Below are 12,502 nucleotides of genomic sequence, written 5' to 3' on the forward strand. Positions count from 1 at the left end.
TCTTCACTCGCTTCGTATTGTAATTTCTACTCCCTCGGTTAAGCGCTCTTTTCCCGTTGTTACGATTATGTCTTCTGCGGAAAGTCCATCAACAACTTCGATCATATCTTCATTTCTCATACCAATGATAATATTCGTGCGAGTGACCGTCCCTTCATTAACGACATAAACATACGGTTGCAAATCATCATAGAGAATAGCAGTTAACGGTACCATCAAGGCTTCTTCTATCGTACCTAACTTAATATGTGCAGTTGCTTTCATTCCTCCTTTAATTTTCAGTTCCGTATTATCAACTGGGATTTCAACAGTGAAACTATTCGTTTGTGGATTAATAACTGGAGAGACTACTGAAATTGTCCCTTGTAATTGCTCTTCAATTCCATTAATCGTTAATAGGGCATCCATGCCTCTTGTTAGTTGTGCCACTTGAAAACTATTTGCTGTAAAAGTTGCTACAACAGGATCGAGTTCAACGACCATAACTAAAGGTGAGTTAGGAATGGCAGTTTGTCCTTCTGTCACATCTAATAGGGCAATGACACCATTTATGGGTGAGCGTAGTTTTGTCATTTCAAGTGCAAGTTCTGCCTGACGTACATTTTCTCTTGCACTAGTAAGCTGAGTTTCTAGCTCAAGGGTATTAATTGATGGTATTTGCTGCATGCTCCCTGCAGATTGTTGGAGTTCAGCTTGTTTTAATGAAAGCTCTAGAGAACTTCTAACGAATTCTACTAAAGATACATCAGCATCTTCATCCCCAAGTTCAGATAGGAGTTTTTGTGTTTGTTTGAGTGATTGTTCAAGTTCATTTTGTTGTTGTTGAAGTTTTGTTATATTTTGCTCAGTATTTTTTCTTAATTGGTTTGCTTGAGAGAGAGCTTTTTCTAATTCAGTGACGACATTTCTAGCTAGATTCAATTGCCTTTTTGCGCCTTGATCGTCTAATGAAATAATTAAGTCATCTTTACTAACTTCATCCCCGACCGTTTTGTGGACTTGTTCAACAGTGAGAGGAGTAGGTGTAAATAAAGGTAGTTGATTTGCTGGCAATGCTTGTCCATTCAGTTCTAACGTCTTTTCAATCGTTTCTTTTGAAACAGTCGCTGTCTCCACTAAAATTGACTGTCTCTCAACTTCATCATTGGTAATATCATTTGTTTGACAAGCAGTAAGGAATATAATAAATAAAATAAATAATACCTTTTTCAAAATGTGTCATCTCCTCTTAATAAATACAAAAACAATGGTACTATAAATAAAGATTATAACTAAAAGATATGTACCATTATCTTGTGACTAAAGTGTGAAATATATGAACTTGTAGTGAATTTTGGTGAGATTTCAATTAATATGATGTTTAATTAAATACTGATTGTGGTAATCAGCAAAGTAAGGTATACAAACCTGTTATCTAACATGTACATGTTGTATAGATATTGTACATTTTTTTTATAAAAGAGTCTATTCAAATTAGAATCATTATTGTATAATGTATGTAGTAAGAAAAAATTCAATTTTATTTTTATGTGATACATTTGAAGGGAGATGTCCATAAATGGTAACCCTGCTTACTTCACCAAGTTGTACATCGTGTAGAAAGGCCAAAGCTTGGTTAGAAGAACACGAAATTCCGTTTCAAGAGCGTAATATTTTCTCATCACCATTAACAATTGAGGAAGTTAAGGAAGTTGTTCGTATGACTGAAGATGGTACAGACGAAATTATTTCAACTCGTTCAAAGGTTTTTCAAGAGTTAGACGTTGAGCTTGAATCTTTACCTTTACAAACATTATTCAAGCTAATTAGCGAGAATCCAGGTTTATTACGTAGACCAATTATCTTTGATGATAAACGCCTACAAGTTGGATACAATGAAGCAGAAATACGTCGATTCTTACCAAGAAAAGTACGTACATTCCAATTACAAGAAGCACAAAAGCTTGTTAATTAATTAAAAGGGACAGACCCTTTAAAAAGAGCCGTAACCACATGTAGTGGTACGGCTCTATTGCTTTTTGGGGATTGAACCTTTCCTATACAATGAGTAGTAGAGGCTGGGGCAAAAGGTACGTTTTTGACCTTGTGTCCCAGCCTCATAACACATGCAGTTACTCCATTCTCAACCTCTAAAGTTGTTTGATAATGCTAACTTGCGAGAGAATACTCCAGCTACTAATACACCAACTACTATAATGATTTGGAAAAAGGCTGTCATATAAGGGTGTGAACTAAATAGTGGTGAGAACATTTCTTCATGAGAGATCATTCTACCAGCTGTGAATGCTAAGATTCCTGCACCAATATAGATAATAAAAGGGAATCTGTCGAATGCCATTAAAATTAACTTACTACCCCAGATGATAATAGGGACGGAAAAGATTAAGCCAATCATCACCAGTAGCATATTTCCATGTGCTGCACCTGCTACAGCAATGATATTGTCAAACCCCATAATAAAGTCTGCAATAACAATTGCTTTAATTGCACTAAAGAGACTCGTACCACCATTAACATCTCTGTTATCGTCATGGTCAGTCAATAAACTATAAGCGATGTAAATTAGTAGGGCACCACCAATGGCTAATAGATAAGGGATTTCTAGTAGTTGAACGGCTACTAGTGTTAGTCCCATTCGAATGACTAGAGCAAGAGTGATTCCTAATATAATTGCTTTGTTTCTTTGATGTGCTGGTAAGTTTCTACAAGCTAAGGCTACTACAATTGCATTATCACCGCCGAGGATAAGGTCGATACCAATAATCGTTAGAAGAGCAATTAGAAAATCTAAATCCATCATCGTATTTTCATCCTTAATCTTTTGGTTTTTGACTGGCTATCAAAGTATCAAATAGTTGACAAAACAAGTTGATATCATTGATAATTGGTACTTAATATAGAACAATAGGTTGTCTATACTATGTGTATACGAAAAGAGAAGGAAAAGAACGAAAATATGATATATATTCAAGGGAAGTTTGGGTAAACGTTGACTTTTGAAAAAAAGTTTAAATTGTCAGCAAATTAATTTCCATTCTGAGTGTATTTATCATAAAATAGAAATATAGATATAAAAACTCAACAATGTAACTTGCCTCTACAATTAGGAAAGTAAAAAGTGGAGAATTTCCTTACGAATTACGTCATTTTGACTAAAAGTATTATAGGATGTGCAAATTGGGTATAGGTGACCTAAGACATTTTTGGGGAAGAGGAAGTCCTTCCGCCATGATGAATATCGCAAGGAGGGAGAAATTCAGATGGAGATCGAAAGAGTGAACGAAACAACGATTAAATTCTATATTTCATATAAAGATATAGAGGACCGCGGCTTTGACCGTGATGAGATATGGTATAACCGTGAAAGAGGAGAAGAACTCTTTTTTGAAATGATGAATGAAGCAAATGACAATGGTGAATTTGAGCTTGAGGGCCCATTATGGATTCAAGTACAGGCACTTGAGAAGGGATTAGAGATTGTTGTTACGAGAGGCAAAGTCTCTGATGGCAATGTGAAGTTAGAAATCCCAGTATCCTCAAATGATAAGCATGCGGATTCACCAGTTGACAATGATATCGTTGATATGCTCGACGCTCAATTTGGAGACTCGACTAAAATAATTGAAGTAGAAGAAGATTTTCTTGAACTTGTAATTGGTTTTGCAGATTTAGAGGATCTAATTTCATTAAGTCATAGCTTCCAAGAAGATATAGAAAATTCTCTTTATCATTTTGAAGGTAAATATTACTTGTATATTGTTTTTCAAGATGACCAATATACTGAAGATGAGCAAGATGATATGTTAAGTCGAATCCTAGAGTATGGTTATGAGACAGAATTTACAGTTCACCGTATGCATGAGTATGGTAAACAAATTATTGATGGTAATGCAATAAATACGATTCGTGAGAATTTTCCTAAACGTTAATTTTGAGCCGATTTCATCTATGAAATCGGCTTCTATTTTGAATAGGGAGTATTCACTAAGTCGATACTTGCTATGTCTCATTTAATTAAATGAAGGATGTATCAAATTTGTGTCTGTCTACATCAGAAAAACTACTGATGTTAGTAAGGAGAACGATATGTATAATCGATTAAACGTAATAGCTTTTTTGGCTATCTTATCTGGTCTCTTATATATCACAAGAGATTACTGGGAAGGATGGCTTGTAGGTACCTTTAGCTTAATTTTTTCACTTTCAGTATTATTTATTGCTGTAGTGATATTCTTAGAAAACCGTCATCCAACTAAAACACTCACATGGCTAATTGTTTTAGCAGTATTTCCTGTCGTAGGCTTTTTCTTTTATTTAATGTTTGGTCAAAATCAACGAAAAGAGAAAAAGTTTACGGAAAAAGCGATAATGGATGAACAGGCTTTTGAGAAAATAGAAGGGAATCGACAGATAGATGAGTATCAATTACAAAAAATGGGTGGTCATCAACAGTTGCTTTTCCGTCTCGCTCATCGTTTAGGAAATAATCCTGTTTCTTTCTCAACTGAAACAAAAGTCTTAACAGATGGTAAAGAAACATTTGCTCATATAATTCAAGCGTTGAAGATGGCAAAGCATCATATTCATCTTGAGTATTACATCGTCCGTGATGATGAACTAGGTCATGAAATTAAAGATATTCTTATTGATAAAGCACAAGATGGGATTCCAGTTCGGTTTATGTATGATGCAGTTGGAAGTTGGAAGCTATCTAAGAGATATATTAATGAGTTAAAAAAAGCTGGGGTAGAAATTGTTCCCTTTTCACCTGTAAAGCTACCGTTTTTTACTCATAAAATAAATTACCGGAATCATCGTAAAATCATCATTATTGATGGGCATGTTGCGTTTGTTGGTGGACTCAATATAGGTGACGAATATCTAGGAAGACACCATTATTTTGGTTATTGGCGTGATACTCATCTATATGTAAGAGGTGAGGCAGTACGAACACTTCAGCTGATCTTTTTAAGGGATTGGTATTATATTACTGGAGAGACGCTACTAAAGCCTAGTTATCTTTCTCCTGTACTTGTAGAGGAGCCGTTGGATGGCGGTGTTCAAATGATTGCCAGTGGTCCTGATACACGATGGGAGATTAATAAGAAGTTGTTCTTTTCAATGATTACAACTGCTAAGCACTCCATTTGGATTGCGTCACCTTACTTTATACCTGATGATGATATTTTGAGCGCTCTGAAAATAGCAGCATTAAGTGGAATAGATGTTAGATTACTTGTACCTAGCCGTCCAGATAAAAAAATTGTCTTTCATGCATCCCGATCCTACTTTCCTGAACTTTTAGAAGCAGGAGTAAAAGTATACGAATACCACCGAGGCTTCATGCACAGTAAACTTATTATAGTTGATAATGAAATTGCTTCGATTGGAACATCAAATATGGATATGAGAAGCTTCCATTTAAATTTTGAAGTAAATGCCTATCTTTATCGTACAAAGAGTGTCACGACATTAGTAAGTGATTATATATTTGATTTAGAGCATTCAAATCGAATTAGTTTAGAAGTATTCCAAAAGCGTTCGATTTTCTATCGAGTAATTGAGTCGACATCAAGGCTTTTAAGTCCGTTGCTATAGAGGTTGCAATGGCTCCGTTCGCTAAGCTCCTTGAAAGAGCTTTTAAAAGATGTAGCGCCTCAGCTCGTTGCTTTAGGCTGGGACAAAAGGTCAAACGACCTTTTGTCCCAGCTTTTTTTCAATTTATAAAGGATATTTCCAAGTGACGGTGAATTAGTTTATATCGTTTAGTTAAGAAAGGAGAGTTTATGTTAACTGCTAAATTAAACTATAATGAAGAAATCTCTTTAGTGCAGCCCTATACGCGGGAATCACTGGAGAAACTTCGGTCAGAGGGGAAGTTTTATTGTCCTGTATGTAAGGCTTCGTTAATACTTAAACTAGGGAAGCTACGTCATTGGCATTTCGCTCATGAACGAGATAACACCTGTTATATTGAGACAGAACCAGAGACAAAGTATCATTTAGAAGGTAAGCTACAACTCTACCACTGGCTACAAGCGCAAGGACTGGATGTTTGGTTGGAACCCTATTTAAAAGAAATTAAGCAAAGACCCGACTTACTTGTAAGACGAGGGAAACACAGATATGCGATAGAATTTCAATGTTCTAACATTTCGATAGATCTCTTAACAAAACGAACAAACTCATTTATAAACCATGGAATTACTCCAATCTGGGTACTTGGAGCGAACCGCCTCGTACGGAAATCAGATTCTACAGTCGCCTTACGAACATTAGAGTGGCTAACCACTCGAACTCTTACTAAAACTTATGAAACCCCAAGCATTCTTCTTTATTGCTCCGAGCAAAAATCCTTTATTTTTCTCACCGATTTCTTTTCAACTTCTTCGATGAAAGCAAGTGCAACATTTACCGTTTTTCCACAACATCAAATTTCCTTCGACAACCTTCTGAATGACAGCTTAATTTCAAAGAAATGCCTTTCCAAAGAAAAAATCCTAACTGTAAAACGACATTGGCGTTATTCATGTCCTCCATTTCCTTCTAAAACTGAAAAGCATATGAGCCAATTATATTTTCAGGAACAACATTACCCAACTCTATTTCCTTGTGAGGCTGGTTGGCCAACCCCATATCATTACTATCTTCAAACATCACCACATCTATGGCAAAGCTGGATACTACTTAAGTTTTTGCATAAACGCCCCATCTCCCAGCCTTTTTCTTATCAACTATTAGAACATGCTTTTTTGCCTATGCTTGAATATGGTCTTTTTAAAGAACGAACGTTTTTACAGCTAAAAGGAAACGTGTCATTTGCATTAAAAGGATATCTTTCCTTTCTTCAAAAAATAGATATCATTCAAATTGAATCAAAATCCCACATTATTAAAAAGAGAGAAGTAGAGCTACCACAGCATATTGAAGACGCAATTAGAGGAGATCAACGAGTGTATGAGAAGTACTGGGGGAAGAGATAAAGTATGAATTAATAAATTATAAAATATGAATGAAAGTACAATAGTTAAGGAATTGTAAATCCAATTAACCGTGGACGAACCTCAGATACATTCATAACTCATAACTCATAATTATTAATTATCTTTGTCGGATGGTTTTCGAAAAAATAGGTAAAATAGAGGAATGATTGGTTCGATAACGAACGTATATTATGTAGGAGGTGGTTTTGATGGCTGATACGAAGTCATTACCGAAGAGAGAGGATATTCCCGTAGAAGATACGTGGAATTTGGAAGCGATTTATGAGAGTGATAGTGAGTGGGAAAAGGAGTTTGCTGAGATAAAAGAGTTACTACCAAAGCTATCTGAATTTCAAGGTTCGTTAGCTACAGCAGCTAGTAATTTATATGAAGTGCTCAATTATCAGGATGAAATTAGTAAAAAGCTAGGGAAGTTGTATACATACGCACACATGAGATATGACCAAGATACAACAAATTCCTTTTATCAAGGTTTAAATGATAGAGCAGCTAGCCTAGCTTCACAAGTAGGTCAAAGTGCATCATTTATTGTTCCTGAAATATTATCAATTTCAGATGAAACAATTAAAGGGTTTTTAGCTGAAAATGTAGATTTACAGTTATATACTCATTTCTTAGATGAATTAAGTCGTCAGCGTCCACATGTTCTAACTGAAGCAGAGGAATCAATTTTAGCACAGGTAAGTGAGGTAACAAGCACACCAAGTAATACCTTTGGGATGCTGAATAATGCTGATATGAAATTCCCTACTGTAAAGGATGAAAACGGTGATGAAGAAGAGATTACACATGGTCGCTTTATACGTTTTCTAGAAAGCGGTGACCGTCGTGTTCGTTCGGATGCATTTAAGGCAGTTTATGCAACTTATGATAAATATAAAAATACGTTTGCAAGCACATTAAGTGGTCAGGTTAAACGAGATTTATTTTATGCCAATGTACGTAAATATGATTCAGCAAGACATGCAGCGTTAAGTAGCAATAACATTCCTGAAGTAGTATACGACCAGTTAGTAGAAACGATAAACGATAACTTACATTTACTTCATCGCTATATTTCTCTTCGAAAGAAAGTGCTTGGGGTAGATGAACTTCACATGTATGATTTATATACTCCATTAGTGAAAGATGTAAAAATGGAAATAAGCTATGAAGAAGCGAAAGACCTTGTTATTAAGGGTGTAGAACCATTAGGAAAGGAATATGTAAATGTATTAAGGGATGGGTTTGAAAAACGTTGGGTCGATGTGCAAGAGAATGTAGGTAAGAGAAGTGGGGCCTATTCATCAGGGGCTTACGGCACAATGCCATATATTTTAATGAACTGGCAAAATAACGTAAACAACCTATTTACCCTAGCACATGAATTTGGACATTCAATGCATAGCTATTATACGCGAGAAACACAATCTTATCCTTATGCTGACTATACAATCTTCGTAGCGGAAGTAGCTTCTACTTTAAACGAAGCGTTATTAAATGACCATTTACTAAAAGAAACCAAGGATAAAAGGGAAAAACTTTATTTATTAAATCATTTTCTAGAAGGTTTTAGAGGTACAGTATTCCGTCAGACGATGTTTGCTGAATTTGAACAGCTAATTCATGAGAAGGCAGCTTCAGGGGAATCTCTAACACCTGACCTACTTACGAAAACTTATTATGATTTAAATGTGAAGTACTTCGGAGACGATATTGTAATTGATGAAGAGATTGGCTTAGAGTGGGCAAGAATTCCACATTTCTACTATAATTTTTACGTATATCAATATGCGACAGGTTATAGCGCAGCTACTGCATTATCGAAGCAAATTCTTGAAGAAGGAGAACCTGCAGTGGAACGGTATCTAGAGTTTTTAAAGGCGGGAAGCTCTGATTATCCAATTGAAGTACTTAAGCATGCTGGAGTAGATATGACAAGCGCAAATCCAATCAAAGAAGCTTGTGCTGTATTTGAAAAGACTTTAGATGAAATGGAAAAATTACTGAACGAAGAATAACTTTTTTTGATACTCTTATATATGTAAAAGGCTGTCAGTTAGGTGAATGCTTAACTATAGACAGCCTTTTATACTTTTATATTTAGTTGCCTCGCATTAACCAAACCCTTTAAACCGTTTTCTGTTGTTAAAGGTATTTAGTGTAATCATGATTGATATAAACATAAGAGGGGCGGATATATAAAATGGAAACAGATGCATTAAACTAAGTATTAAAAAGTAGAAGCTAATAATAATAAAAGTAACGCCAATTAGTAACATCCAACGCACACATATACCTCCTAAAGAATGAAATGACTTTGTATATATGTATGCATGTCTTTAAAAAAATAACCATAAGTTGTGATACTTTATAATCGCTCGTCAGCTCACCTTATAAGTTGTGAATAATTATTGAACATTGATAGGAATATATTGTTTTCCTAGTTTTGTATTGGTATATTAGTGTTGTGAAAATAATCACATTCTCCCCCCAATAATATATAAAAACAGTCATGATAGAGTGTTAAGCTCCGTCATGACTGTTTTGTTTTTAAGATAGATGGCGCCAAAAAGTTCCGTATTTAACAGGTACTCTTTCAACTTTTTGTTGAAGCATTAGTCTCTTTAATCGATTCTCTGCTTCTGTTACTGAAATATTAAACACAACTGCTACTTCTTTGGTTGCAACAAAATTATATTGAGATAGAAATTGCTCAAGTGTATTTGGTGGTGCAGGATCAGGCTTGTATCCTAGTAAGGTTTGAATAATTTGAACATACACTTCATATTGATAAATACCAGCAACTTTTATTCCTTCATCTTCAATCCGTTCATTAAAGAAGACAAACGTTGGAACGTGGTCGACATTCATTTCCTTTGTTGTTTTTACGTCACACTGAAGTGCTTTTTTTGAGCCGTTAGAATGTAGGTCGTTCTTAAATTCTTCAACGTCAAGCCCAGCTTCTGCAGCACATTCTAGTAAAACTTCTTCCTTCGAGACGTTTTGTTTATTTAAGAAGAGACGTTCTCTAAGCTTTCTTAAAAACCTACCACCTGCTTGACGTCCTTGCATCTCAGCAGCTTTAATCGCAACATAGGATGTGTAAGGGGACGATATAGGGTCCTCAAACCAAAGATCGCCATCACAGGACATACCAGTTCTACTTGCTGTCTTCTCCCAAACCTTCGCAATGTTTTGTAAAGAAGAAGGGTCTTTATATTTAGGGTTACAAAGATCCCACGCATTTAATTTTCCTGCAATTACATACCGAATCCTAAAATATTCTCCATATTCTACTTGTAATTTTCGTAGAGTAGGTTCAAAAGCCCAGCATTCAGGGCATATAGGATCAATAAATGTATAGATTTCGAGTAATGGTTTTTCCATATTTTCTTTTTGTATATCAGGTTTTGGGCCACAATAACCTAATTCGTCATTGCAACCAAACTGAGTTTCTTTAGAAGACAATGGTCATACTCCTTTCTACTCTGCATCGTCAGGATGATTTACCATATGGTGTGCTGTGAAAGTAAGTCGGTTATAAATATATTCTCGAAGTGGTCCTTCTAAACCAACCTCATCCATTGCTTCCTTCATACAAGAAAGCCAAGCTGATGCACGTTTCGTTGTAATTTTGAAAGGCATATGTCTTGCTCTTAGCATAGGGTGACCATGCTCATCGGAATATAACTGTGGTCCACCTAGGAATTGTGTAAGAAATTGTTTCTGTTTACGGGCTGTTTCAGTCAAGTCGTCTGGAAAAATTGGTGCTAGGTCCGGATGCTTACTCACAAGTGAGTAAAATTCATCAACAAGTTCTCCAAGCTTTTTCTCCCCTAGTGCCTGATACGGTGTTTCTTCATTATGGCTCATACTTGTTTCTCCTTTTGATATGTTACGTTCATTTTAGCAATCGAAAGTAGTAACATCAAATAATCCGTTCTTGGATAAAAATGGAAAAGGTTTTAATACGTAATTATTAATGATTAATGGACAATGAAAAACAAAAAAAGACAAAGGAGTTAGTCTATACACTTACACCTTTGTCCGGTATTAATTTTAAGGTCTTGAACTTTAATTAATCATTGTCCATTAACAATTACGCATTAAGAAAAGTGTTCATTACTTTAGGTACGTAGTTTTGTGTTTCACGGAACGGAGGTATTCCTCCATGCTTGTCCACATTTCCAGGACCGGCATTATAAGCAGCTAATGCTAGTTTCACATCTCCATCATAACGGTCTAACATCTGGCGAAGGTATTTTGCACCTCCGTTAATGTTTTGCTCAGGATCATAGACATTTTGAACGTTTAAGAATTTAGCAGTACCAGGCATTAGTTGCATAAGTCCTGCTGCACCTGCATGGCTCTTTGCGGTAGGGTTAAAGTTAGATTCATGTTTGATTACTGAATAGATAAGCTTAGGGTCTAAATTAAACTTTTTAGCTGCGGCGTTAATAAGTGGGCTAAATTGTTCAGCCTTTGTATCAATCTTCCCTTGTAGTGTAGAAGAAAATACACCCTGTATTGCTGAACTTCCTCCAGTGTTTGAGCTCTGCATCTGTAATTGCATAGATGGGTGAAGAAACAAATCCATTTTACGATTTGTTGTTTTATTTAAATTGCCTAGGCTATTACTCATTTCTTGTGTAATAAAATCGGAAAACATAGACTGGAACGGCGACGTTGTAGTATCTGCTTTTGGATTTCGTAACGAGCGTATCGCATTCATCTCAGAAAGCTGTTGTAACAAAGATATATTCATTTACGTCTCACCTCAAGAATAATATAGTTCAACTATATCAGAGCTTCAAAAAGTTGACAATTAGATATTTATGACAAAGGGTTGTTCCAATAGGTCAAGTTGACATTATTGAAACAACCCTCGATTTTAATTGTTTTGTTCTAATGATTTTTTATATGTAAAGAAACGGGCAATTTTATTATCTGTTTTCTTTATTGGTATTTGATATTGTTGCAGTAACGTTTTAAAATTTTCCTCTACTACTTCTTTACTCTGACCTTCGTATTCAATTTCAAAATCAGTTACACCTAAGTAATGACTAATATCAAAAACGAGAAGACCATTTCTATACTCAATCTCTGCTCTAGATGTAGAAAGTGTACCCAATAATTGAAGGTGAGTATATTCAACTTCTAAGTTCTCTAATTGATTGATAACTTCTCCTTCTGGTAAAACTCCAGTATCAAGGGCATTTTGTCTCTCATCTTTTGATAGTGTTTGATGCGTTTCTAACAGTCCATCTTTGTGAGGTTGTTTTAATGTAAGTGTAGATGAATCGTTCTTATCACGTATTCGCAATGCAGCACCTTTTCCTTTCATGGAAAAATCAATTGTATCGAAATAATGATTATCCTGATTAGTAAAGTCAGTTTCACTTACGTTAAAGGCAGTGGTTAATTTACGAAAGTCTTCTTCAGTGACAAGGTTCTTTGCTTCTATTTCAATTTCTTGTGACATAATTTCCTCCCCTAAAATGATGTTTTATTTTATT

General features: G+C 35.4%; 12 protein-coding genes. 5 read left to right on the top strand and 7 right to left on the bottom strand.

The window, feature by feature from the left end:
- Positions 1-3: 3 nt before the first annotated feature.
- Positions 4-1,212: an efflux RND transporter periplasmic adaptor subunit gene (locus tag CD003_RS01135; protein ID WP_096199057.1), complete on the bottom strand. Its 1,209-nt coding sequence runs from the start codon at positions 1,210-1,212 to the stop codon at positions 4-6.
- Between the two features lie 346 nt (positions 1,213-1,558).
- Here CD003_RS01135 and spxA point away from each other — a divergent pair, with 346 nt between their 5' ends.
- Complete coding sequence (spxA, locus tag CD003_RS01140; RefSeq protein WP_096199058.1) at positions 1,559-1,954, top strand: transcriptional regulator SpxA; 396 nt, start codon at positions 1,559-1,561, stop codon at positions 1,952-1,954.
- Between the two features lie 168 nt (positions 1,955-2,122).
- Here the strand turns inward: spxA and CD003_RS01145 are convergent, their stop codons facing one another.
- Positions 2,123-2,797, bottom strand: coding sequence for a TerC family protein (locus CD003_RS01145; RefSeq protein ID WP_096202206.1), 675 nt, complete (start codon positions 2,795-2,797; stop codon positions 2,123-2,125).
- Between the two features lie 463 nt (positions 2,798-3,260).
- Between CD003_RS01145 and mecA the strand changes: the two genes are divergently transcribed.
- From mecA to pepF, 4 genes are all read left to right on the top strand, one after another.
- Positions 3,261-3,929: an adaptor protein MecA gene (gene mecA / locus CD003_RS01150; protein ID WP_096199059.1), complete on the top strand. Its 669-nt coding sequence runs from the start codon at positions 3,261-3,263 to the stop codon at positions 3,927-3,929.
- Positions 3,930-4,086: 157 nt separating this feature from the next.
- Positions 4,087-5,598 carry a cardiolipin synthase gene (gene cls, locus CD003_RS01155; protein ID WP_096199060.1) on the top strand — a complete coding sequence of 504 codons (1,512 nt, stop codon included), beginning with the start codon at positions 4,087-4,089 and terminating at the stop codon, positions 5,596-5,598.
- A gap of 188 nt (positions 5,599-5,786) precedes the next feature.
- Complete coding sequence (locus tag CD003_RS01160) at positions 5,787-6,983, top strand: competence protein CoiA (RefSeq protein ID WP_096199061.1); 1,197 nt, start codon at positions 5,787-5,789, stop codon at positions 6,981-6,983.
- 209 nt (positions 6,984-7,192) lie between these two features.
- The gene (gene pepF / locus CD003_RS01165; protein WP_096199062.1) at positions 7,193-9,004 is read left to right on the top strand and encodes an oligoendopeptidase F; all 1,812 of its coding nucleotides are present in this window, start codon (positions 7,193-7,195) and stop codon (positions 9,002-9,004) included.
- A 96-nt stretch (positions 9,005-9,100) separates the two neighbouring features.
- Here pepF and CD003_RS21620 read toward each other — a convergent pair whose 3' ends face one another.
- The 5 genes from CD003_RS21620 to CD003_RS01190 form a co-directional block, all read right to left on the bottom strand.
- Positions 9,101-9,274 carry a hypothetical protein gene (locus CD003_RS21620; protein WP_179295362.1) on the bottom strand — a complete coding sequence of 58 codons (174 nt, stop codon included), beginning with the start codon at positions 9,272-9,274 and terminating at the stop codon, positions 9,101-9,103.
- Between the two features lie 262 nt (positions 9,275-9,536).
- Positions 9,537-10,454: a ClpXP adapter SpxH family protein gene (locus CD003_RS01175; RefSeq protein WP_373558523.1), complete on the bottom strand. Its 918-nt coding sequence runs from the start codon at positions 10,452-10,454 to the stop codon at positions 9,537-9,539.
- 15 nt (positions 10,455-10,469) lie between these two features.
- Positions 10,470-10,859, bottom strand: a complete 390-nt coding sequence (locus CD003_RS01180; protein WP_096199063.1) for a globin domain-containing protein — start codon at positions 10,857-10,859, stop codon at positions 10,470-10,472.
- Between the two features lie 226 nt (positions 10,860-11,085).
- Positions 11,086-11,751 carry a lytic transglycosylase domain-containing protein gene (locus CD003_RS01185; RefSeq protein ID WP_096199064.1) on the bottom strand — a complete coding sequence of 222 codons (666 nt, stop codon included), beginning with the start codon at positions 11,749-11,751 and terminating at the stop codon, positions 11,086-11,088.
- 126 nt (positions 11,752-11,877) lie between these two features.
- Positions 11,878-12,468, bottom strand: a complete 591-nt coding sequence (locus CD003_RS01190) for a CYTH domain-containing protein (protein WP_096199065.1) — start codon at positions 12,466-12,468, stop codon at positions 11,878-11,880.
- Positions 12,469-12,502: the final 34 nt, after the last annotated feature.

The sequence above is a fragment of the Bacillus sp. FJAT-45350 genome, assembly GCF_002335805.1.
In the GTDB taxonomy this organism is placed as follows: domain Bacteria; phylum Bacillota; class Bacilli; order Bacillales; family NISU01; genus FJAT-45350.

Bases quoted from the DNA above. Each gene is read 5' to 3' on its own strand.
- spxA (WP_096199058.1), top strand. From the start codon at position 1,559: ATGGTAACCCTGCTTACTTCACCAAGTTGTACATCGTGTAGAAAGGCC.
- CD003_RS01145 (WP_096202206.1), bottom strand. From the start codon at position 2,797: ATGGATTTAGATTTTCTAATTGCTCTTCTAACGATTATTGGTATCGAC.
- mecA (WP_096199059.1), top strand. From the start codon at position 3,261: ATGGAGATCGAAAGAGTGAACGAAACAACGATTAAATTCTATATTTCA.
- cls (WP_096199060.1), top strand. From the start codon at position 4,087: ATGTATAATCGATTAAACGTAATAGCTTTTTTGGCTATCTTATCTGGT.
- CD003_RS01160 (WP_096199061.1), top strand. From the start codon at position 5,787: ATGTTAACTGCTAAATTAAACTATAATGAAGAAATCTCTTTAGTGCAG.
- pepF (WP_096199062.1), top strand. From the start codon at position 7,193: ATGGCTGATACGAAGTCATTACCGAAGAGAGAGGATATTCCCGTAGAA.
- CD003_RS01180 (WP_096199063.1), bottom strand. From the start codon at position 10,859: ATGAGCCATAATGAAGAAACACCGTATCAGGCACTAGGGGAGAAAAAG.
- CD003_RS01185 (WP_096199064.1), bottom strand. From the start codon at position 11,751: ATGAATATATCTTTGTTACAACAGCTTTCTGAGATGAATGCGATACGC.
- CD003_RS01190 (WP_096199065.1), bottom strand. From the start codon at position 12,468: ATGTCACAAGAAATTGAAATAGAAGCAAAGAACCTTGTCACTGAAGAA.